The 22,465-nt window shown below is 34.0% G+C and carries 22 protein-coding genes; 18 read left to right on the forward strand and 4 right to left on the reverse strand.

Going from position 1 to position 22,465, the window contains the following annotated elements; genetic code table 11:
* Positions 1–202 precede the first annotated feature (202 nt).
* Both NTX22_16345 and NTX22_16350 read left to right on the forward strand, forming a co-directional pair.
* The gene (locus NTX22_16345; GenBank protein MCX6152097.1) at positions 203–421 is read left to right on the forward strand and encodes a hypothetical protein; all 219 of its coding nucleotides are present in this window, start codon (positions 203–205) and stop codon (positions 419–421) included.
* A gap of 235 nt (positions 422–656) precedes the next feature.
* Positions 657–2,858, forward strand: coding sequence for a S46 family peptidase (locus NTX22_16350; protein ID MCX6152098.1), 2,202 nt, complete (start codon positions 657–659; stop codon positions 2,856–2,858).
* A 167-nt stretch (positions 2,859–3,025) separates the two neighbouring features.
* Here NTX22_16350 and NTX22_16355 read toward each other — a convergent pair whose 3' ends face one another.
* Entirely contained in the window at positions 3,026–3,598 is a 573-nt protein-coding gene (locus NTX22_16355; GenBank protein MCX6152099.1) for an outer membrane beta-barrel protein, read from the reverse strand.
* A gap of 80 nt (positions 3,599–3,678) precedes the next feature.
* On the opposite strand from NTX22_16355, the gene NTX22_16360 reads away from it, so the two are divergent.
* Positions 3,679–4,125 carry a hypothetical protein gene (locus NTX22_16360; GenBank protein ID MCX6152100.1) on the forward strand — a complete coding sequence of 149 codons (447 nt, stop codon included), beginning with the start codon at positions 3,679–3,681 and terminating at the stop codon, positions 4,123–4,125.
* Positions 4,126–4,132: 7 nt separating this feature from the next.
* On the opposite strand, the gene NTX22_16365 is transcribed toward NTX22_16360, so the two are convergent.
* From NTX22_16365 to rocD, 3 genes are all read right to left on the reverse strand, one after another.
* On the reverse strand, positions 4,133–4,684 hold the full coding sequence (locus NTX22_16365) for a hypothetical protein (protein MCX6152101.1): 552 nt from the start codon (positions 4,682–4,684) through the stop codon (positions 4,133–4,135).
* A 4-nt stretch (positions 4,685–4,688) separates the two neighbouring features.
* Positions 4,689–4,874: a PspC domain-containing protein gene (locus tag NTX22_16370; GenBank protein ID MCX6152102.1), complete on the reverse strand. Its 186-nt coding sequence runs from the start codon at positions 4,872–4,874 to the stop codon at positions 4,689–4,691.
* Positions 4,875–5,190: 316 nt separating this feature from the next.
* Positions 5,191–6,408: an ornithine--oxo-acid transaminase gene (gene rocD, locus NTX22_16375; protein ID MCX6152103.1), complete on the reverse strand. Its 1,218-nt coding sequence runs from the start codon at positions 6,406–6,408 to the stop codon at positions 5,191–5,193.
* 228 nt (positions 6,409–6,636) lie between these two features.
* On the opposite strand from rocD, the gene NTX22_16380 reads away from it, so the two are divergent.
* The 15 genes from NTX22_16380 to rpsO all read left to right on the forward strand — a co-directional run bounded on the left by NTX22_16380 (position 6,637) and on the right by rpsO (position 22,458).
* Positions 6,637–6,855 carry a hypothetical protein gene (locus tag NTX22_16380; protein MCX6152104.1) on the forward strand — a complete coding sequence of 73 codons (219 nt, stop codon included), beginning with the start codon at positions 6,637–6,639 and terminating at the stop codon, positions 6,853–6,855.
* Positions 6,852–7,145: a NadS family protein gene (nadS, locus tag NTX22_16385; GenBank protein ID MCX6152105.1), complete on the forward strand. Its 294-nt coding sequence runs from the start codon at positions 6,852–6,854 to the stop codon at positions 7,143–7,145. The genes NTX22_16380 and nadS overlap by 4 nt, the downstream gene beginning before the upstream one ends.
* 373 nt (positions 7,146–7,518) lie before the next feature.
* Positions 7,519–8,955, forward strand: a complete 1,437-nt coding sequence (locus NTX22_16390; protein MCX6152106.1) for an IS1182 family transposase — start codon at positions 7,519–7,521, stop codon at positions 8,953–8,955.
* Between the two features lie 457 nt (positions 8,956–9,412).
* Positions 9,413–10,447, forward strand: a complete 1,035-nt coding sequence (locus NTX22_16395) for a T9SS type A sorting domain-containing protein (GenBank protein MCX6152107.1) — start codon at positions 9,413–9,415, stop codon at positions 10,445–10,447.
* A gap of 66 nt (positions 10,448–10,513) precedes the next feature.
* Positions 10,514–12,547 carry a T9SS type A sorting domain-containing protein gene (locus NTX22_16400; protein ID MCX6152108.1) on the forward strand — a complete coding sequence of 678 codons (2,034 nt, stop codon included), beginning with the start codon at positions 10,514–10,516 and terminating at the stop codon, positions 12,545–12,547.
* A 156-nt stretch (positions 12,548–12,703) separates the two neighbouring features.
* A complete protein-coding gene (locus tag NTX22_16405) occupies positions 12,704–13,603 on the forward strand; it encodes a hypothetical protein (protein ID MCX6152109.1) in 900 nt (299 codons plus the stop codon).
* Between the two features lie 184 nt (positions 13,604–13,787).
* Positions 13,788–14,207 (forward strand): secondary thiamine-phosphate synthase enzyme YjbQ, encoded by a 420-nt coding sequence (locus NTX22_16410; GenBank protein ID MCX6152110.1) that lies wholly within the window; start codon positions 13,788–13,790, stop codon positions 14,205–14,207.
* 9 nt (positions 14,208–14,216) lie between these two features.
* Positions 14,217–15,332 (forward strand): T9SS type A sorting domain-containing protein, encoded by a 1,116-nt coding sequence (locus NTX22_16415; GenBank protein ID MCX6152111.1) that lies wholly within the window; start codon positions 14,217–14,219, stop codon positions 15,330–15,332.
* Positions 15,333–15,585: 253 nt separating this feature from the next.
* A complete protein-coding gene (locus NTX22_16420; GenBank protein ID MCX6152112.1) occupies positions 15,586–16,038 on the forward strand; it encodes a ribosome maturation factor RimP in 453 nt (150 codons plus the stop codon).
* Positions 16,039–16,056: 18 nt separating this feature from the next.
* Complete coding sequence (gene nusA / locus NTX22_16425; GenBank protein ID MCX6152113.1) at positions 16,057–17,304, forward strand: transcription termination factor NusA; 1,248 nt, start codon at positions 16,057–16,059, stop codon at positions 17,302–17,304.
* 73 nt (positions 17,305–17,377) lie between these two features.
* Positions 17,378–20,092, forward strand: coding sequence for a translation initiation factor IF-2 (gene infB / locus NTX22_16430; protein MCX6152114.1), 2,715 nt, complete (start codon positions 17,378–17,380; stop codon positions 20,090–20,092).
* Positions 20,092–20,448, forward strand: a complete 357-nt coding sequence (gene rbfA, locus NTX22_16435) for a 30S ribosome-binding factor RbfA (GenBank protein MCX6152115.1) — start codon at positions 20,092–20,094, stop codon at positions 20,446–20,448. Before infB ends, rbfA begins: the two co-directional genes overlap by 1 nt.
* Positions 20,426–21,157, forward strand: a complete 732-nt coding sequence (truB, locus tag NTX22_16440) for a tRNA pseudouridine(55) synthase TruB (protein ID MCX6152116.1) — start codon at positions 20,426–20,428, stop codon at positions 21,155–21,157. Before rbfA ends, truB begins: the two co-directional genes overlap by 23 nt.
* Before the next feature lie 40 nt (positions 21,158–21,197).
* Positions 21,198–22,136 carry a bifunctional riboflavin kinase/FAD synthetase gene (locus tag NTX22_16445; GenBank protein MCX6152117.1) on the forward strand — a complete coding sequence of 313 codons (939 nt, stop codon included), beginning with the start codon at positions 21,198–21,200 and terminating at the stop codon, positions 22,134–22,136.
* A gap of 52 nt (positions 22,137–22,188) precedes the next feature.
* Entirely contained in the window at positions 22,189–22,458 is a 270-nt protein-coding gene (gene rpsO / locus NTX22_16450; protein ID MCX6152118.1) for a 30S ribosomal protein S15, read from the forward strand.
* Positions 22,459–22,465: the final 7 nt, after the last annotated feature.

Consider the following 22,465-nt stretch of genomic DNA (forward strand, 5'->3'; position numbering starts at 1 on the left):
TAGATGAAAATAGTACAATGTGAGGTGGGAAAAAATTTTCAAGGCATAATTTTTCCATAGTTTTTTTGGAAACAACTTGATAGCTTTGTACTACGAAAAAATGGAGGTATACATCGAACAGAAATCTACGGTCAAATTACATTTCGTAAAATGCAATAATACAAAGTGCAATTCAATTTACTTAGTTGACCCAAATAAGAGTTTGAATGATTTAGGTTATTTATGCCCAATTTGCCGGGCAAAAACAAAAACTTCTCATGTTGTTCAATGTGCAAGCTGCCAGACAGTTATCAATTTTGTTCATGCTTTACCAACAGAAGAAAAATCAGTATTCTATGTTGATAAATGCTCTCATTGCATTGGCACAATTGAAGATGAATGGGAAATTGAACCTTTATATACACCTGATTCTTACATCTGATTAAAAAGAATTGTATGTGGTAACATTTTTAAGGAAAGAATACAATATTCTTTCTTTGGAATATATAGTTAACCAAAATTTAAACTGTTTAAAAATTCAGTTTAAAATGAAAGAGAATATTTCTTCTGTGTTCTAATCCACTTCAATAAACTTCATCTGCAAAATCGTTTGTTTCATATTTTTAATTGTGCTAACTTTTCGCACAATTTTATTCACTTCATAAATTCGAGATATTATGAAAAATATACTATCCAAAAATCTGGGGAAAGTTTTATTAATTACTTCTGCACTTTTTATGTATGGCTGTTCTGGTTCTACAGATTTCAATAAATATTCCTTATACAATGGAATTAACCTGGATACAGTTAAAGCCGGGCGCTTTGATACAGGCAAAATGTGGACGTTCGATAATCCTCCAGTGGAATATTTTAACCAGACATATGGATTTAAACCTTCCGAACAATGGTTAGAAAAAGTAAGGAAATCTGCCCTTAGGTTTGCTTCTTACTGTTCTGCATCTTTTGTTTCTGAAGATGGACTAATTATGACAAATGACCATTGTGGTAGAGCCAGTGTAACTGCAGTTACAAAAGAAGGGGAAGACCTTCAGGAAACAAGTTTCTTTGCCGAAAAGCTTGAAGATGAACGACTTGTAAAAGATTTATTTGTTGATCAGCTTGTTTCTATTAAAGATGTAACCAAGGAAGTTCAAAATGCAATTGCTGCAGGTAAAACTGATGAGGAAAAAATATCTAATAAATCTAAAATAATTGAAGAGATTACTTCCAAATTTAAAAAGGAATCCGGTTTAGAAGCATCTGTTGTTACACTTTATAACGGAGGTAAATATTCGTTGTATGCCTATAAAAGATATAAAGATGTTCGCCTGGTATTTGCACCGGAAACACAGCTTGGCTTTTTTGGTGGCGATTTTGATAATTTTACTTATCCACGCTACAACCTTGATGTAACTTTCTTCCGTGTTTATGATGACAGCGGTAAACCATTAAAATCAGAAAATTATTTTAAGTGGAGTCCCAAAAGTGCAATGGATGGTGAAGCAATTTTTGTTGTTGGCAATCCTGGCAGAACTAATCGCTTAAACACGATTTCTCAACTTGAATACTTCCGTGATATTCAATATCCAACCATATTAAAAATGTTAAATGGTATTGTTGAAGTTTATGAGCAAACTATAAAAGATAATCCTGCAAAGGCTGATAAATTAATGGATCGTTTGTATGGCTACACAAATTCTCAGAAAGTTTATATTGGTGAAATAAAAGGATTAAATGATCCTTACCTTATGGCGCGGAAAAAAGATTTTGAAAAAACATTTAGATCAGCCGTTGAAGCAAATCCAAAACTAGAATCTGAATACGGTGATGCCTGGGAAAATATTTCAAATCTGCGAAATGAAATACGAAAGTATTCCAAAACTATCACCGCTTATTCTTTAAGTCCTCTTCTTAAATCAGCATATTTTGATATAGCTAAAAATGTTATTACGCTTGCCAATCAATTACAAAAACCTGAGAATGATAGATTGCCTCAATATCAAGCTGCTCTTTTGGATTCAACTATTGACTCTATTTTTCCAAAGGATTTTGATAAAATGTATAATGACAGATTATTAAAAGTCCACGCTGATATAATTATTGATAACCTTGGCAAAGATAATGAACTGGTTCAAAGACTTTTTGGTAATAAAAAAGGTAAAGAAGCAGCAGATTTTATTTTGAACAAATCAAAACTAGTTTCAAAAGAATCGCTTCAGGAATTTTTGAAAAACACACCTGAGCAAATACTTAATTCGGATGATCCTTTTATTTATTTTTTATTGAACACGCAGGATAAATTGGCTGAGTGCAGAGCTAAGGTAAAAGAATTGACAAATAAAGAAGAAGTTTATAATCAAAAATTAGGCAGAGCAATATTTGAAGTTTATGGTACTTCAATTCCACCAGATGCAACCTTTACTTTAAGAATTGCCGATGGAGTTGTTCAGGGCTATGATTATAACGGTACCAAGGCTCCGGCTAAAACAACTTTTTATGGAATGTACGATAGATTCTATTCATTCCAGGAAAAATATCCCTGGAATTTACCTGAAAGATGGAAGAAGCCGCCAGCAGAGTTTGATATTTCTACACCGTTCAATTTCATTTCTACTAATGATATTATTGGAGGAAATTCTGGCAGCCCGGTAATAAATAAAAATGCAGAAATTGTTGGTCTTGCATTCGATGGCAATATGGAAAGTTTACCAGGTAACTTTATTTTTACCACTGAATTAAATCGCTGTTTAAGTGTTGCTTCTGATGGAATGATGGAGTGCATTAAGAATCTTTATAAGGCAACACGTCTTAGTGATGAATTAAAGCAAGGAAAGATTCCGGAAAAATATTTAATAAAAAGTGAAGAAGAGAAAAAGTAAAAATTAATCCCAGTTTGATTTAATAGGAAAGCCGCCATTGGGCGGCTTTGTTATTGAACTCATGGTCTTTCATCTTTTTCAAAATTAGCCAGATATATCAAATCCTTCAACCAATGTTAAACAAGAAATTCCTTCCACAGGAATTGAGAAGATTATTCCTGATTCTTTCATTTAGTAATGAAATAATTAATACCAACACCAACACTAAAAGTATTCCGCTCGTAGAATTGATTATTCGAAATTGTATATTTAATAATCGGTTCAACTGCTACACTTGAGGAAAGAAAAAAATCAATTCCAGTATAAAAACTAAAATCTCTACCTTCTTCTTTGTTATCACCTGTTAATTTATTTGTCGCATATCTGAATTCAGCGCCGACAAAAGGGAATATACTGCCAGCTTGAATATAATAGCGTATCATTGGACCAATGCCAAAGTTCCTACTAAAATACTTTTGATTGTAACCACCTCCGTTTTTGGGTTCATATTTATCTTCGAAGTAGTAAAAACTAATACTAGTGCCAATTTCTAAATGATCCGTTATAAGAAAGGAAAATGATGGGTAGGCATCGAACGAGAGGGCAGTGTATTTATGATAATCATCTTCACTACTTGAGGATGAAAATGTAACATTGCCTCCAAGCTTATAATTACTCCTGGAAATTTTTCCCTGAGCATAAAAACTGGAATTAGCACTTAATAAAAAAAGAATGATGGAAATTACTAATAGTTTTTTCATGGCAAGCACCCCTGAATTGTTAAAAAATGAAAATCACGTAGCTAAATTAAGATTATATAAATAATAATCAAGAACAATATTTGGGGAAAGGGACGAGGGAAACGGGACGGGGGACGGGGGAAACGGGACTGGGGAAACGGGAAAGGGAAACGGGAAACGGGAAAGGGAAAGGGAAACAGGAAAGGGAAACGGGAAAGGGAAAAGGGAAAGGGAAACGGGACGAGGGAAAAGGGAAAAGGGAAAGGGAAAGGGAAACGGGAAAGGGAAACGGGAAAGGGAAAAGGGAAAGGGAAACGGGACGAGGGAAAAGGGAAAAGGGAAAGGGAAAGGGAAACGGGAAAGGGGAAAGGGAAAGGGAAACGGGAAAGGGAAACGGGAAAGGGGAAAGGGAAAGGGAAACGGGAAAAGGAAAAGGAAAAGGAAAGGGAAAAGGGAAAGGGAAACGGGAAAGGGAAACGGGACGGGGGAAACTGGACGAGGGAAACGGAAAGGGAAAAAAGAAGGGGAGTTTTTTGTCTCACGTTTGACTTTTCACTAAAAATAGAATTGCCCCAATAAATGTATTGATGTGTACTGAGCTGTGGTGCCAGTAAAAGTTGAACCATACTCAACTCCAAATCCGGATTTAAATCCTTTATTTGCCAGATCTCTAAAATCTAATCCAACCAAAAGGGAAAAGACTGCGCCGATATCGTAAGCATCAACATCGTTAAAGGTTCTGTCATTTAATAATAGCGGACCAATTGTTTCTTCAAGGTATCCAATTTTACCGAGCGGCTGTTGTAAAATTCCTTTAAGAAAAATTCCTTTTACAAATGGATAATATCTTCCCTGCAAACCTGTTGGAAGTATCACTTCAATTTTGCGTGCGTAAATTACTCCAAGACGAAGTGGGAGACCACCAGTAAATGATGGAAGAAAATCCAAAGTAGCGCCAACTGTAAAGCAGGTTTGCGATGGCAGGTTTCCGCTAATGTTTCCAGCACCACCATAAATACCAACGCCAACTTCTTTTATCTGGCAAAAAGAATTTGTATGAAAAAAAAAGAATAAAATTATTAATAATAAAATTGATTTGGACTTCACTTGGTTATTCCTTTTCCGGAATAACAACCCAAAGAATTATATAAACAAGTATTCCTGGAAAAGCAGCACTGAAAATGGATACCAGAACATAAACAATTCTAACAAGAGAATAATCGAGGTTTAAGTACTCAGCTATACCAGCACAAACGCCAGCAATCATTTTATTATGAGAACGACGCAATTGTTTCATCTTAACTCCAGATAAAAATCTATTTTAATATTTTAAAAACAGGATGCCAAACACTAACCAATTCCTATGTCCTTCTTCCAGGAATTTATTTTCTTACTTACTGTCAAGTAACAAGAGTATTTATTAATTAAATTCCAAATAACAAAAAACAAAATCCAAACAAACTCCAATCCTCAAATTCCAATTTTTAAAGAAAAACATTTTTTTCTGCTATATTCTCCGGTATGCAATAATTGGAATTTGAAATTTGTTTGCTATTTGCAATTTGATTATTGGTATTTAACTATTTCTCCTTTCTTGGTGTATCGTAAATTTATCAGTTGCTGCTTATTTCATTAATTGATTTCTTAATAATTTCAATTGCTTCCATAACCTGTTCTTCAGTTATAACAAGTGGTGGAGCAAAACGGATTATATGATTGTGTGTTGGTTTTGCAAGTAAACCATAATCACGCATCTTCAAGCAAATATCCCACGCTTCCTTGCCGTTCATTGGTTTAATTACAATTGCATTCAACAAACCTTTACCTCGTACAAGCTCAATCATTTCATTTTTAATTTTCCGCGCTTCATCCCTAAATAATTTTCCCAATTTTTCAGCGTTCTTGGCAAGCTTTTCATCTTTAACAATTTCAAGCGAAGTAATTGCAACACGTGCAGCTAATGGATTTCCGCCAAATGTAGAGCCGTGCTCACCAGGTTTAATACAAAGCATTATATCATCATTTGCTAACACAGCAGAAATTGGCATTGTGCCACCAGAAAGCGCCTTTCCTAAAATTAACACATCTGGTTTAACGTTCTCATGATCGCAGGCAAGCAGTTTCCCGGTTCGCGCAATGCCTGTTTGTACTTCATCTGCAATGAACAAAACATTTTTTGCTTTACACATTTGGTACGCTTTGGAAATGTAACCTTCATCCGGAACAAAAACTCCTGCCTCGCCTTGAATTGGCTCTACCAAAAATCCCGCAACGTTTGGATCCTGCAAAACATTTTCTAATGCTGATAAATCGTTATAAGGAATTTTTATAAATCCGGGAGTGTAAGGTCCATATTCATTATAAGCATCAGGATCGCTGGACATAGAAATAATTGTAATTGTTCTGCCGTGGAAATTTCCCTCGCATACAACAATCCTGGCTTCATTCTCTTTTATTCCTTTCTTTTGATAAGCCCACTTTCTGCATAACTTCAAAGCTGTTTCATCTGCTTCTGCGCCGGAGTTCATTGGAAGAACTTTATCATAGCCGAAGTATTCGGTTATAAATTTTGCATAAACGCCTAATTGATCATTAAAAAACGCACGGGAAGTTAGAGTTAAAGTTTTTGCCTGGTCAATCATTGTTGCAATTATCTTAGGATGACAATGCCCCTGGTTAACTGCCGAATATGCTGAAAGAAAATCGTAGTATCTTTTTCCTTCAACATCCCAAACAAAAACTCCTTTACCTTTTGCAATTACAACCGGCAGTGGATGATAGTTATGAGCGCCGTATTTTTCTTCTAAATGAATATAATCTTGAGAAGTCATAAAAACTCATTTTGTTAATAGATATTTTTGTTACAAATCTATCGAAATTTAATTACACAATCGAGAGTGAAATTATGTTTTTATTACTTTAGTAGAAAGAATAGTTGTCATTTTAAAAGCGGTGTTTATATACATAACCAGACAAGCCGGAACCAAACATTTAAGAATTGGCGAATCGGTGAATCGACGAAACGGGGATATCAGATTCTGCATTTTTAAGAATATTCATTGCTCAAATACTTTTGCCGTTTTGCAATGATTTTAAGAACTAACTACATAGCTGGTTCTGGGCACCGGAAGAGAGGAGGTTCGAGAATTATTTATTATTGGCATTCAGTAAAAGAAATAATTTTAATGCTCTTAATTTATCCAAAGAGTGTTCAAGATGATTTGACAGATGAACAACTGAAAATATTAAAGAAAGTGTTGGAGGAAGAAATAAAATGAATGATAAATTATTTAATGAATTACTTACAAGTATAAAACAAGGTGGTGAAATCTTACACGGCTCTAGAAAAGCAAAACGTGTTTTTAATTTTGATGATCCAGATGTTAAAACAATAAGAGAACATTATGGTTTATCGCAAGATAAATTTGCTAAGCTGCTTGGAATAAGTGCTGGAACCTTGCGGAATTGGGAACAAGGTAGAAGAAAACCAGATGGTCCAGCAAGAGTATTACTTTGCGTAGCAGCTAAACATCCAGATGCAATTCTTGATTCTCTTTATAGTTCCTAAAATTATTTCATTCTCGCTACGGAAAATTAAATTATTTTTCGGCTGTCAAGGTCCACGAGCCTGTCCGAGAACTAGTATTGCAAGAATAAAAATCCAATAAGAGGGGGTTATAAATTATTTAAATGCAATATTGTGAAAATTAATTTAACAAATCTAAGTTCTCGGACAGACTCCCACACTTTGACAGAGATAACTTTAATTGATACTAAAAGTGAGATAGTGGTGTAGATAAAATTCAATCCACTAATTTTATAAAAATAATTCCGCTAGCTGGATGAACAATCCTGTCAAGGAATGGGAGCCTGTCCGAGAACTAATGCAAATATATAAAAGTATTAATATATTTTGGTAGCAAAAATCGTGAGCTCCAAAAATGAAATTTCGTCCATACCAGCAACACCAAGTAATAATGTTTCCAAATAATCTGGAAGAACTTATCCCTGAAAATCATTTGATTAGAATAATTGATTTAATTGTTGAACAACTTGATTTTAAAAAATTATATAATAGTTATAGTGAAGAAGGACAACCTGGGTACCACCCAATGATGTTGGTAAAAATATTATTATATGGCTATTCAGTGGGGGTAAGGAGTTCAAGAAAAATTGCGGAGAAATTATTAAGTGATATTTACTTTATGTATCTGGCCGGAATGCAGAAACCGGACTTCAGGACAATAAGTGACTTCAGGAAAAACAAAAAGGAATACCTGATAGAATATTTTAAGCAGGTACTTCAGATATGTAAACGTATGGGTTTATTTTCACTAGGGCATGTAGCAATAGATGGGACAAAGATAGAAGCAAATTCATCAAGAAAAATGATGTTGGATAAAGATGATCTCTTAAGACTTGAAAGCAATGTTGAGGAAAAGATACGCCATATAATCGAATGTGCAGATAAAATAGATAAAGAAGAGGATAAAAAATACGGGGAAGACAAAAGAGGGGAGGAACTTCCAGAAGAACTATCAGGCAAGGAGAAACTCTTAGAAAAGATAAAACAGGCAAAGAAACATCTTGAGGAAAATAATTTAAAGAGAGTAAGCCTAACAGATCCGGAATCAAGAATAATGCTGACTAATAATAGGGGTACTGATATATGCTATAATGTTCAAGCAGCTATAGATAGTGAACATCAGGTAATATTAGCATGTAAAGCATCGAGTAAAGAAGATGATCATGGTAATTTAATTCCAGTATATGAAGAAGTTGTTCAGAATGCAGGAGAAAAACCGAAAGAAGTATCTGCCGATGCAGGATACCAAAGTGGAAGAATCTATAATTATTTGGAAAAGAATAAAATAGATGCGTATCTGCCTGATTGTAAAATAAGCGCTGAGACGGATGAATCGGGTAAAGAAATAATCGGGAAATTTGATAGAAGGAAGTTTATATATAACGCAATTGCTGACACTTATACTTGTCCAAATGAGAAGCAGATGAAATTTAAGAAAAATGATAAACGTAATGGAGTAAAGTTCAAAATATATAAAGGTCAATCATGTAAAGACTGCAAACTTAGAAGAGAGTGCATAAGTAAGCAAACTGCGAAGTTCAGAGAGATAAATATATATGAAAACGATAAGTTTAAGACTGAAATGCGGAATAAACTATTATCTACTGAGGGAAGAATAAAGTATAAGAAAAGAATGCTCATAGAGGCTGTCTTTGCACATCTAAAAAGAACAATGTTGTTCAGACAGTTCTTGCTTCGCGGAATTGAAAAAACCAATTGTGAGTTGAGTTTACTTTGTACTGCTTACAATATTAAGAAATTATGGAAACAGTTAAGTCTGGAAACTATATAATGCCAGATATTAATTTTTCGTAAGAGAAATAAAATATCCAAAAATTTTAATCTGGTAATACTAAAAAATTACTTTTTTATTTAACTAAAAAAGGTAGTTCTCGGACAGGCTCATGGTCCTTGACAGCCAGGGAACAGACCACAAGGGTTAGGATATTGACATTTGCAAAGCAAGTTTCTAACTTGCAAATGTTAGAATTATGAATTAGAGAGATTCATGAAAATATGTGGCAATTCGATAAACAAATTCATCTAACAATGGGACTAATTGTCCCGTTACACAAAGCAATTAGTCCCATAACAAAGTGCATTCTAAATTTATTTTTAGCTCTTTTATTAATAACTTCAGCATTATCCTGTAAATATTTCCAAGACTTTATAAAGCCAACTATTGCTGTAGTGAATTTCAAGTCTTTTTTTAAATGCAAATGAATTTTTTAATAATTCGGAGAATAGCAATGAAAAATTTTATCTTGATTATTTTAACTATTTTATTAACTTTTTTAAACAACATAATACTTGCACAAAATCCACCACCACCACACCCCCCTGAAGCAAATATGAGTTTAGTAGCTTTTTACGATGATCCTTGGAATGACTTTCATTCATGGGCATTTATTTACTCCGGATGGTGTAGATATTATAGTAGTGCTGATTTCGGTTATGAGTTACAGAAGTATGAAAGTAACCAATGGGTAACAAAAATTAATATCGAATTTTATCATTTAACTCAACCTGATATGAGTGGTAACTGGCAAGGGTATGATGGATTACAATTCCTTGATGCAGCAGCTATATATGGTAATGGAGATTATCGTGTTAAGGGTTATTGTACAGCTGAAAATACCCCTGCAAGTGATGAGGCTGTATCAGACTGGGCATATGGTTCAATAACAGATGTAGTCAGTCCTGAAACCCCAGTTTCATTTGATGGTTCTTGGCAGTCAAATCATCCATATATTTCCTGGGATGCTAATAGTGAATATGATTTAAAGGATTACGTCGTTTACAAAAAAATAGGTTCTGGAAGCTGGGCATATCGTGCTTCAACAACTGCCACACATTATTCAGATATAAACGAAAACCCTTACACAGAAGGTGATAAACGTTTCGTTTATTATAAGGTTACTGCCAGAGACTATACAAACAATGAATCAGCAGCTACTTCACAAGAAGTTTTTGTTTGCAATCCGTGGCTTGAAAAAACCAAATCTGCTGATGAAATTTCTTATACATATGAACTTTCACAAAATTATCCCAATCCCTTTAATCCAACAACCGTAATTAAATTTCAATTAGCTCAAAGTACGTTTGTTAGATTAACTGTTTACAATCAGTTGGGGCAGGAAATCTCAGTCTTGTTAAATGATAATCTTGAAAAAGGTAAACACAGTGTAGAATTTAATGCGCAAAATTTACCGAGTGGAATATATATTTATCAATTAAAAGCCGGTAACTTTACAATGGTCAATAAAATGATATTAACAAAATAGCATATTGATAAATTTGTAAAAAGGGGTAAGATAAACTTGCCCCTTAAATACATATTAGGGATTATTATGGCTTTTGGATTTACGAAACTCTGCATATTATTACTATACTTTATTCCACTTCTTCATACTTCATTTACGCAAGATATAACAAATTTTCACAGAATGATTTTCAATGGCGATAAAACTGCTCTTATGGAATATAAAAATAACCAAAAGCAAATAATTAGTAATCAAAATTCCAAGACCTATACTTTAACTGTAGATGCAGATTTTAAAATGGAAGGTATTTGGATATTAAGTGCAAGTGGTAGCGAATATTTAAATTTTACAAAAAATACCCAGTATATTTTTAAAGTAGCATCTGATAGCTTACAGATATTTACAAATTACTATCAGCAAGAAATCCCATATCAACATACAGTTTTTTATAAAGAAGCATATATAAACAATGATTTAACAATTACTATTAAAAAAGTTGAAGCTAATAAAACAAAATATTTTAATTTGCTGCGGGCTGAAAATATAACTTTGCTGCTTAACCAAATAGATCTTGTATATAGAACTAAGAAATTTAACGGAGGTATCGTAATCGAGCAAATATTGAATAATAGACCTTACTATATATTGCGGTATAACAATTTTCCAAATAAGAATATAAGTTGCGAGTGGGCTGTAAAAGGTAAGCAGCGATCAAATAATGGTGACATATACATTTTAAATGGTCAACTAAAAAATTCAGATATAGATTCAATAGTGCAAAATAATCCTTTGAATTATAAACATGCTCATTTCCATTACAGTTTCCCGGATTCGATAATGTCGCAAATAATTCACGTTGGGTTTTTTCCGTTCGGTCATTATTATTTGGATGATCCAGTTTATAAATTACCACTTAATGTTAGTATTTACCAAGATACAAGTGCCTCGATTGATTTGATAGCCTCTAAGTTCTGGCAACAGGTTGATTTACATGGTTCTGGAAAGGAGAATTTAGAAAGTGCTCAAATGCGTATTGGCAATGGTAAAATATATGGCTATACCTCAAAATCAAGCTATGATAAACCATTTATTCTTTCGGAAACCGAGGACGCATATTTTGGTTTTACTCCTACTTACTGGTTTGGAAAATATATTAATCAAACAAACACAATAAGAATAAGGGGTGATTGGGGGATAAGGAATGATCAACAGCTATTTCTTTCGCAATCAAATGATGTACTACCACAGTACCCGCCCAAAATACAAATAAGTAACCAAGACAGTGTAATTTTAGAAAAAGAAATATTATCTGAATTATTTACAATTTCTATTGCTGCAGGTTACGTCCCTGATAGTTTGAGATTTCCAGTTCCACCGGATAAATATAAGGTAGTTGTCATGAACGATAAGAGTGAAGTTGCACATAAACCAGCTATTACAAAAGCAACTGCGGTATTTGATTTGAGGAATGAAGATAAGAATCCACCAAACATGATTTTATTTCAGATACTTTCCGGTGATAGAATAAACAATATTATTACCCCTGCTACTAAGAATACTATTCGTTTTAAGCTGGAAGATGACGACTCTGTATCTAATGTGCAATTGTTCTACAGGTCTGAAAATGATTTGAATTGGTCAGAACTACCGCTGAGCATAACCGAATTGTATTATCAAACTGAAATACCGGTATTATCATTCAATTACTATTCACTAAAGATAAATGCGGAAGATCCCTCCGGCAATTCGATTAGTATAGAAATGGTACCAGCCTTTTTTTATAGTAAAAGCACATCAATAAAAGTTGATAAGCATGAAATTATTAGTTCCTTTAAACTATATCAGAACTTTCCCAATCCGTTTAATCCAACAACAACAATAAAATATGCTCTGCCAAAATCATCATATGTTGAGTTGAAGATTTATGATCTTATAGGAAGAGAGATAAAAACTTTAGTTTCAGGTAATGACACAGAGGGATATAAAGAAGTTGTATGGGATGGAAGGAACAATTCAGGTGAGCAGGTTTCAAGCGGGATTTACTTTTATCATTTTAAAGCTTCTTCAACTGAGGATGGAAAGGTGTTTGAGAAAAGCGCCAAGCTGATGCTTCTAAAATAAGTACAATGTTATTGTTTGTTTTTGTAATGCCAGTTGGTTTGTTGTTTCTTTTTGACCAAGTGATCGAAGATGTTAATTATAAGTTTCAGATTGTTATTTTTTGATGTAACTCTTATAGATAGTGTTTATTTAATCATTCAATAAAAGGAGATAGTTATGAAAAAGAATTTACTTTTTATTGCTGCTATTTTATTTTTGTTCACCGCTGTTATCTTTCCGCAAGATCAGGGAATGACAGGTGAAACCCATAGGAAAAATGTTGGTAAAATTCTGTGGGCAAAAGAAAGAATACTAAAGGATGCCCAGGATCAGATAACATACGAAACTGTTTTTAATGTATCTGACCCGGTGTACGGAAGAGTTTTTCTTGAAAAAAGCCTGCCGCGTCTTTCTGAAGGACTGGGGGATAATTGTTTCAACAATAATTCTAACTTTCGTTTGATGGTATTTGTGGATGGAGTTGATAAAGGAATTATCAATCAAAATTATTTACCGGGTGGGAAAACATGGACAACTTGCCAAATCTGTCTTAATTTATCTCCTGGGGATAACCCGGATGATGTCAACGGAGGTGTTCCAGAAAAGTGGGCTGAATTGGTAAAAACATTACCAAATGGGACCCATGAATTTAAATTTGAGTTTTATGGTGGTGATGGAGATAAATGTTTAAAGAAATTTGCAGAGGGATCTTTTACTTTGAATAAATCTGGAGAAATGGTTGCCGGAAAACTTAATAAACTTCCAATTGCAAAAATGAAAGATGCGGCACTTCAATCATCTATGCTAAAAGCAATAAAGGATAAAGGCTGGAAGAATGAATCACCAATTAAAGTTGTAATAGTTGAAGATGACTGGAGAATCATCCGGGATTATCTTGGGAATATTCTTCGCAGGGAAATTAACACAAACGTAATATTAAAGAATAATGATGGCAACTGCCGGTTGACTGATATTTCTTTTACACAGGAATACAAGGGTGGAAATAAGTATGGTGTTACTGAAGTTTATGGTATCGGAATGAAAAATATTCCGTTCGATTGTGAAGCTGCTAAGTAAAAGCCCAAATTAAATTTTATATAAGTCTGAACCCGGTTATATGCAATGAACTTGGTTCAGACTATTTTTATCTAATATTAAATTAACTACTAAAAAACAACCTGCTCTATTGCCCCAAAATCATTACACTTGCTATTCCATTTTTGATTCCATAATTTTTGCCCAGTATTTTAATATAGAGTAAATGGATATAAAAACATTATCATTTGATGTAAAGACAAAAGGCTTTAACGATTTAATCGATATTACTGATAATGTTCAATCGCTTATCAGCAGCTCCGGGTTATCAGAAGGAAATGCGCTGGTATTTGTGGTTGGCTCTACGGCTGGAATAACAACCACCGAGTTTGAGCCCGGTTTGAAAAAAGATCTGCCAGAACTTTTTGAAAAATTAATTCCTTCGAACAAAAATTATCATCATGATAACACCTGGCACGATGGTAATGGTTATGCGCATTTAAGAGCATCAATTCTAGGCGCATCTTTCACCGTTCCTTTTTCCAACAAGCAGCTTTTACTTGGAACATGGCAGCAAATAATTCTTATCGATTTTGACAATCTACAGAGAACCAGACATATTATTTTACAACTAATTGGTAAATAAGAGTTCATTATGAATAAACATTTGTACTATATAAAACTGTTAGCAATCCCGGTATTATTTCTTTTCGGCGGCTGGGGAAAAGTTGCCCATCAAAAAATAAATTATAATGCAGCACAATATTTCCCCAAGGAAATGAACGGTTTTGAAAACTGGAAGGACTATCTTTCTGAGCACGCTTCCGATGCGGATAACAGAAAGGGAAGCGATCCTACAGAAGGCATTAAACATTATATAGACATCGATAGTTACTCCGAGTTTGTTACAAATGGATTTATATCTCAAAATTTAGATTCGATGGTTATGCTGCACGGGGCAGCTTATGTGAACGACCAGGGGATTTTACCATGGGCAACGATTACTACTTTCGATTCTTTGAAGAAATGTTTTAGCAGAAAGGATTGGAACAGAGCAAAATTTTTTGCGGCAGATCTTGGACATTATGTTGGTGACGGACATATGCCGCTTCATATTACAAAAAATTATAATCCGGGTGGATTGCATTCCAGGTATGAAAGCAATCTAATGAGCCGGTATGCAGATCAAATAATTTTTAATACGGATTCTATCGGCTACGTTTCAAATACTTCCGATTTTATTTTTCATTATATCTATTCAAATTATTCATATGTCGATTCAGTAATTCAGTCGGATATTAATTCAAAAAGTACTGCCGGAAACACAAACAGCGATTTGTATTATTCAACCTTGTGGAGTCAAACAAAAAACTTTACAAGCGATCTATTAAACCATGCAGCTAAAAATTTAGCTGTGTTAATATATTCCGCTTGGGTAGAAGCCGGCAAACCACAAATTGTTACGCAGGTAAAGGATGAAAGAGGATCTTCAAATTTCCGGCTATTTCAAAATTATCCGAATCCTTTTAATCCATCAACAGAAATTGGTTTTCAACTTGCTTCGTTTAGTACTGTAACTTTAAAAATATTTAATGTTCTTGGAACCGAAGTTGCAACATTGGTAAATGAAGATAAACCAGCAGGTAATTATGAAGTTGTGTTTAATACCAGTAGGAGTGAGGTTACTTCGCACCTAACAAGTGGAATTTATTTTTATAAGCTTACTGCAGGAAGTTACTCAACAACTAAAAAGATGATGGTGATGAAATAAAAAAAGGTAATACTGACTTGAATCTTCCCCAGTTTAAATAAGAAGAGATTAAAAATAAATTTGGATCCGAACTAAGTTCAATCACGCCGTAATTAATCTTTATCCATTATTTACTTAAAAGCCACTAAATCATTCCTTTTCCATACCACATATCTTTTTCAATAAAAAGTTACTATTTGCCAATTTGCTTATTCCACCTTTTAGTATTACTTTTACAATGTAATTCCGCCCCGTTGAGGGCGTTTTTTGTTATATGAATATCTTACAGAAAAAAATATCAGATCTTGCCTTACAAGTAACAGAAGGTTTAGGTTTTCTACTTATAGAAGTTGTCTACAAAGGCGACGAAAGGAATCGAATTATTCAGATTTTTATTGATAGTGAAACCGGTGTATCCGCAGACGATTGTGCAGCAGTAAGCTTTCAATTAGCAAAGATTTTGGAAGAACAAGATTTAATTCCATATAAATATCGGTTAGAAGTTTCTTCGCCTGGTACCGAGCGACCATTAAAATTCCTGAAACAATTTCCCAAACACTTGAACAGAAAATTTGAGGTAATTTACCACGCTGAAGAAGAAATGAATAAAATAGAAGGTAAGCTTATTCAAATAGATGGCGAAGATCTTTACTTCAGCCAAAACAAAAATGAATTAATGATTAACTTTAATAAAATTAAGTCAGCAAAAGTAATAATTAGCTTTTGAAGTTGGAGGAAAAAATAAATGAATAGTGAGATAGTTGAATCCTTCTCCCAGATGGTTAGAGAAAAGAATATCGATAAGGATGTTCTTGGAGGAATAATCGAGGAAATATTCGGAATACTTGTTAAGAAAAAATATGGACTCGAAGCAGTATATGATGTAGTTGTTAATATGGATAAGGGTGATATAGAAATATTTCTTGAAAAACAAATTGTTGAAAATGTAGTTGATCCAAATATTGAAATTAGTTTAGAGGAAGTAGAAAAACGCGGCAATGATGATGGATTAGAAGTCGGCGAAGTTTTTGTTGAAAAATTAGATTTAAGTTCCTTTGGCAGAAGATTGATAAATCTTGCTCGTCAGAGTTTAAACCAGAAAATCCGTGAACTTGAAAAAGATATTATTTATAATGAATATATTGAAATGCTTAACGAGATAGTTGTTGGCGATATTTACCAGGTTAGAAAGAATGACATTCTTGTTAACCATAATAAGAATGAATTGCTACTTCCGCGCCACGAACAAATCCCGAGAGAAAAATATCGCAAAGGAGAGACTGTTAGAGCAATTGTAAAAGAAGTTAAAAAAACGCCGAATGGTCCGGTAATTATCGTTTCCCGCGCTGATAATTTATTCCTGCAAAGATTGTTTGAAATTGAAATACCAGAAATTTATGATGGCGTAATTGAGATAAAAGGAATTGCAAGAGAACCAGGTGAAAGAGCAAAGGTTGCAGTCGAATCTTCCGATGGAAGAATTGATGCTGTTGGAGCATGCGTTGGAATGAAAGGTGTTCGTATCCATGCAATAGTAAGAGAACTGAACAATGAAAATATTGACGTTGTTAATTTTTCTGATGACATAGAAGTATATATTCAAAGGGCATTATCACCTGCTAAACTAAAAGCAATTTCTGTTGATGAAGACACAAGAAAAGCAACAGTGGTAGCTGATAGCGATCAGGTTTCATTAGTTGTTGGAAGAAACGGAGTAAATATTCGACTCGCAATGAAACTTACTGGTTATGAAATTGAAGTTATTAGAGAAGAAAAATCGTATGAAGAATATGAAGAAGACATTGAATTGGTAGATCTGAAAGAAGAACTTGGTAACGAAGTTTATGAAATTCTAATCAACCACCGGTTCGATACGGCATTGGAAGTATTAACTGCAAAACCAGAAAAGTTAAAAGAAATTTCTGAACTTAGTGAAGAGAAAATTGCCGAAATAATTGAAATACTTAAAAATCAATTTGAAGAAGAAGAGTAAATAATTGCGGATTGCTAATTGAGGTTAACGGAATTAAATAATTCTGTTATCCGAAATCTAAAATAGGAAAAATATGTCCGAAGAAGCCAAGACAAAGAAAGTTAGAATTTACAAATATGCATCTGAGTATAATCTATCAGCAGATTCGTTGTTAGAATTCCTCCAGAAGAAAGGACACGATGTAAAATCGCATATGTCCGCTCTATCGGATGATATGATTGCGGATATTACTGCTCATTTCAAAAAGGATATTGAAAAGGCGGAAAAACATTACCGTAAGATTTCGGAATTTCAAAAAAAGAGAGCGGAGAAATCGGAGCAGCCCAGCAAGGAAGAACCAGTAAAAGTAGAAGTAAAAACTGTTGTTGAGGAAATTCCTAAAGTTGAAGAAATTCCTCCGGTTGAGGAAATTGTTGTAAAAGAAACTCATGTTGAAGAAATAGTTCACCAGGTTGAAATTGTAGCCGAAGTTGAAGAGAAGGAAAAAGATAGAAAAGAAATTGAAGAGACTCCTGTAGTTTTAGAAAAGCCAACCGAAGAAACTGACAATCCCACGGAACAGACTGAAATTCTGAGTTATCAGACGGATATGGAAAAGGAAATTAAGCAGCGTAGAGGCTTAACTATTGTTGGTAAGATGGATCTTGATAAAGGTAAGAAAAAACCTGTGGTTTCTCCGGATAGAACAAAATTATCCAAAGGTGAAGAAACTGTACGCGAAGGTGTTCCCGCAAAAGATTTAAAAGTTAAAACTGCTGCTGAAGAATCCGAACTGGATCAATCTAAAAAGAAAAAGAAAAAACCAAAAGCAAAGAAAAAACTAAAAGTAGAAACAACTGAAGAAGTAGTTGCAGTCCCAAAGAAAAAGAAATTTAAGCGCATTGAAGTTGATGGCAGGGAAGTGGATGAAGCAATTAAAAGAACGCTTTCCAGTTTTGATGATTCGGTTGTGGCAGAACGTGCAAGCATAAGAAAAAGAAAGAAAAAGGAAAAAGCAGAAATTCAGGAAAGAAAACTTGAAGAACAGCTTGCAGACGAAAAGAAATTAAAAGTTACTGAGTTTATTGCTGTTAGCGAAATTGCAAACCTGATGAATGTTCCTGTATCCGATGTTATTTCTAAATGTATCGGATTGGGCATTATGGTTTCTATCAACCAGCGACTTGATGTTGATACAATAACTCTGGTTGCAGATGAATTTGGTTTTGAAGTTGAGTTTCAGGATGAGTATTCATCAGAAGAGTTGGCTGATACACCGGATACCATTGCATCCTTGAAACCACGTCCACCGGTAGTTACAATTATGGGGCACGTTGATCATGGCAAAACATCATTGCTTGATCGGATAAGATCTACTAACGTTGTTTCCGGTGAAGCGGGTGGAATAACACAACACATTGGTGCTTACCAGGTAAACGTACAGGGAAAGTTCATTACATTTTTAGATACACCGGGACACGAAGCTTTTACTGCAATGCGCGCCCGTGGTGCAAAAGTAACAGATATTGTTGTTCTTGTTGTTGCTGCGGATGATGCTGTAATGCCACAAACTGTGGAAGCTATAAATCATGCTCAGGCTGCAAACGTTCCAATTATTATTGCGATAAACAAAATAGATAAACCAGGCGCTAACCCGGATAAAATTAAACAGCAGCTTGGCGATAGAAATATTCTGGTAGAAGAATGGGGTGGAAGATATCAATGTATAGAAATATCTGCTAAAGCTGGTAAAAACATTGAAGAACTATTAGAAAGAATTTTGCTTGAAGCAGAAGTGCTTGAACTAAAAGCTAATCCAGATAGAAAAGCCCGCGGAACTGTTGTAGAAAGCCAGCTTGATAAAGGACGTGGAATTACCGGAACAATCCTGGTACAAAAAGGCACGCTGGAAATTGGTGATCCATTTGTTGCGGGTGTAAATCATGGACGTGTTAGAGCTATGTTTGATGAAAGAAATAATAAAGTGATGAAAGCAAGTCCATCAGCGCCGGTTATGGTGCTTGGCTTTGAAGGAGCGCCTCAGGCAGGTGATACTTTCGTAGTTGTAGAATCCGAAAGAGCTGCACGTGAAATAAGCATTAAACGTCAGCAGTTAAAACGTGAACAGGATCAAAGACAAGTTCACCATATTACACTTGATGAAATTGCACATCAGATTAGCATTGGCGGAGTTAAAGAACTTCCACTTATTGTTAAAGGTGATGTGGATGGATCTGTAGAAGCACTTTCCGATTCTTTGATGAAATTATCGAATGAAGAAGTTATAATTCGTGTTATTCATACAGGAGTAGGACAAATTTCTGAAGGTGATGTTCTATTAGCTTCCGCATCTGGAGCAATTATAATTGGTTTCCATGTTCGTCCAAATTTAAATGCCCGTAAACTTGCTGAAGCCGAGAAAGTTGATATCCGGCTTTACAACGTAATTTATGATGCAATCAACGAAGTGAAATCTGCTCTTGAAGGATTACTCTCACCGGTTATTTCAGAAGAAATTACTGCAACCGTTGAAATTAGAGAAACATTTAAAGTGCCTAAAGCAGGAACAATTGCAGGCTGTTATGTTCAGGAAGGTAAGATACAAAGATCTAATAAAGTAAGATTGATTCGCCAGGGAATTGTAACCTGGGAAGGTGAGCTCGATTCCTTAAGAAGATTTAAAGACGATGTTAAAGAAGTTGATGCTGGCTATGAGTGCGGCTTAAACCTGCACAACTTTAACGATATAAAAGTTGGGGACATAGTTGAAGCATATAAATTTATTGAAACTAAAAAGAAATTAGAGTAATGTCATTCAGAATAGAAAAAGTATCTAAGTTGATAAAAGAAGAGATTAGTATAATCTTTCTTTATAAACTGAAAGATCCTGCATTTGGACTTATTACAATTACAGATGTAAAAGTTAGTCCGGATTTACGGGTTGCAAAAATTTATTTTTCGGTTTTTAATAAAGAAAAAAGAAATTTTGTACTGGAAAAAGTAAACGAAGCAAAAGCATTAATTAGAACAGAATTAGCCCAAAGAGTTAAGCTGCGCTTTGTTCCTGATATTGATTTCTTTATTGATGATACAATTGATTACGTCGAAAAGATGGAAGGAATTTTTAAAAAGATTCATGAGAATGATAAACAAAACAACGACTGATCTTACTGAAGTTGATTTTGAACAAGGCGAAGTTGTTCTTATTGATAAAATGATTAATAGACCATCGTTTCATATTATATATAAAATCAGGAAAACTATTGGTGTAAAAAAAGTTGGTCATGCCGGTACGCTTGATCCTAATGCAACTGGTTTACTTATTGTTTGCACTGGCAAAAAAACTAAAGAAATAGAATCGTTTCAGAATCTTGAAAAAACATATACCGGAACAATTACACTTGGTTCGGCAACAAAGTCGATGGATTCCGAATCTGAAGTGATAGAACAAAAAAGTACTGATGGTATAAGTGAAGAGGATATTTATAAAGCAAGAGATTTATTTCTTGGAAAGATAAACCAAACTCCACCGATGTACTCGGCTATTAAGCATAAAGGAAAAGCACTTTACAAATATGCAAGAAAAGGAATTGAAGTTTACAGGGCATCCAGGGAAATAAATGTTTATAAATTTGAAATTACCCAAATCGATTTGCCCAATATTTATTTTGAGATTAATTGTTCAAAAGGAACTTACATTAGAGTATTAGCGAATGATTTAGGACAAGTGCTTGGCTGTGGCGCTTATTTAAGCAGTTTAAATAGAACTCGAATTGGTGAATATAATGTTAAAGATGCTCTTACAATTGACGAGTTTATTAATTTATTTAAGAAAAATATTTCAATAGCACCAGTTATGCAGATTAACAATTGATTTTATTCGTTAAGGTACAAAGACCGTAAAGAAAACATAAATGAAAATCTTTCAAGATATATTGCAGGTTAGTAAAAAGAAAAATACTGTTCTAACAATCGGAACATTTGATGGCTTCCATTTAGGTCATCAAAAAATAATGGAGCAGGTTATTATTGATACTAACGGAAGAGGTGGCAGAAGTCTTGTAATTACTTTCGAACCTCATCCAAGAAATGTAATTTCTAAAGATTATAATCTTAAACTGTTGACTTCAACAGAAGAAAAAATTTCTTTAATAAAAAAAGCAGGCATTGAAAATATTCTTATTATAAAATTCTCTGAAGAATTTTCGAAGTTAACAGCGGAAGAATTTATTAGAGATTATATCGTTGCAAAAATTGGAGCGAGTGAATTAGTAATCGGTCACGATCATCGTTTGGGAAGGGACAGAATTGGCGATGAGAGCAAACTTAAAGAGTTGGGTAAACAATTTTCTTTTGATGTTGCTCCGGTAAATGCTGTAAAAATTAATGGAGAAATTGTAAGCAGTACAATAATCAGGGCTGCCTTGCTTGAGGGTAATATTGATAAAGCAAATGCTTTTCTTGGAAGAAGTTATTCTTTTTCCGGGAAAGTTGTTACGGGTGCTATGCGAGGACGAGAACTTGGTTTCCCAACAGCAAACATTGAATTAGATGAAAATCAAAAACTTGTTCCGGCTAATGGGATTTATATTGTGGAATTTTTTGTTAACTCAAAAAAACATTTTGGATTGATGAACATTGGAACACGCCCAACTTTTGAAGATTCATTAAAAGTTGTTATTGAAGTTTACCTTTATGATTTCAATAATGATATTTATGGAAAAAATGTATCGGTAAATATAATTCACCGTATGCGCGAAGAATTGAAATATCCAGCAAAAGAAGAATTAATTGCGCAAATGGAAATTGACAAAATTAAAGGATTAGAAATAATAAAAAGATTAACTAACTAATTAACCCCGGTTAAATCTGGAGTTACATCGTACAATAAAAAGGAGCAAAACAATGCCTATTACATTTGAAGAAAAACATGAACTTATCAGGAAATATGGTAAGAACGAAAAAGACAGCGGAACCGCCGAGGTTCAAATTGCAATTCTTACAAAAAGAATTAACGATTTGACAGGACATTTTGCTGTACACAAAAAGGATCATCATTCAAGACGTGGATTGATGATGCTGGTTGGTAAAAGAAGAAGAATGCTCGATTACCTTGCAGATAAGGATATTGAGCGATACAGAAATATTATAAAAGAATTAAACATAAGGAAGTAGAACGTAA

Source organism: Ignavibacteriales bacterium (genome assembly GCA_026390815.1).
GTDB lineage: Bacteria > Bacteroidota > Ignavibacteria > Ignavibacteriales > SURF-24 > JAPLFH01.

Excerpts from the sequence above, each read along its gene's own strand:
- NTX22_16350 (MCX6152098.1), top strand. The coding sequence starts at position 657 with ATGAAAAATATACTATCCAAAAATCTGGGGAAAGTTTTATTAATTACT.
- NTX22_16355 (MCX6152099.1), bottom strand. The coding sequence starts at position 3,598 with ATGAAAAAACTATTAGTAATTTCCATCATTCTTTTTTTATTAAGTGCT.
- NTX22_16370 (MCX6152102.1), bottom strand. The coding sequence starts at position 4,874 with ATGAAACAATTGCGTCGTTCTCATAATAAAATGATTGCTGGCGTTTGT.
- rocD (MCX6152103.1), bottom strand. The coding sequence starts at position 6,408 with ATGACTTCTCAAGATTATATTCATTTAGAAGAAAAATACGGCGCTCAT.
- nadS (MCX6152105.1), top strand. The coding sequence starts at position 6,852 with ATGAATGATAAATTATTTAATGAATTACTTACAAGTATAAAACAAGGT.
- NTX22_16390 (MCX6152106.1), top strand. The coding sequence starts at position 7,519 with ATGAAATTTCGTCCATACCAGCAACACCAAGTAATAATGTTTCCAAAT.
- NTX22_16395 (MCX6152107.1), top strand. The coding sequence starts at position 9,413 with ATGAAAAATTTTATCTTGATTATTTTAACTATTTTATTAACTTTTTTA.
- NTX22_16400 (MCX6152108.1), top strand. The coding sequence starts at position 10,514 with ATGGCTTTTGGATTTACGAAACTCTGCATATTATTACTATACTTTATT.
- NTX22_16405 (MCX6152109.1), top strand. The coding sequence starts at position 12,704 with ATGAAAAAGAATTTACTTTTTATTGCTGCTATTTTATTTTTGTTCACC.
- NTX22_16410 (MCX6152110.1), top strand. The coding sequence starts at position 13,788 with ATGGATATAAAAACATTATCATTTGATGTAAAGACAAAAGGCTTTAAC.
- NTX22_16415 (MCX6152111.1), top strand. The coding sequence starts at position 14,217 with ATGAATAAACATTTGTACTATATAAAACTGTTAGCAATCCCGGTATTA.
- NTX22_16420 (MCX6152112.1), top strand. The coding sequence starts at position 15,586 with ATGAATATCTTACAGAAAAAAATATCAGATCTTGCCTTACAAGTAACA.
- nusA (MCX6152113.1), top strand. The coding sequence starts at position 16,057 with ATGAATAGTGAGATAGTTGAATCCTTCTCCCAGATGGTTAGAGAAAAG.
- infB (MCX6152114.1), top strand. The coding sequence starts at position 17,378 with ATGTCCGAAGAAGCCAAGACAAAGAAAGTTAGAATTTACAAATATGCA.
- rbfA (MCX6152115.1), top strand. The coding sequence starts at position 20,092 with ATGTCATTCAGAATAGAAAAAGTATCTAAGTTGATAAAAGAAGAGATT.
- truB (MCX6152116.1), top strand. The coding sequence starts at position 20,426 with ATGATAAACAAAACAACGACTGATCTTACTGAAGTTGATTTTGAACAA.
- NTX22_16445 (MCX6152117.1), top strand. The coding sequence starts at position 21,198 with ATGAAAATCTTTCAAGATATATTGCAGGTTAGTAAAAAGAAAAATACT.
- rpsO (MCX6152118.1), top strand. The coding sequence starts at position 22,189 with ATGCCTATTACATTTGAAGAAAAACATGAACTTATCAGGAAATATGGT.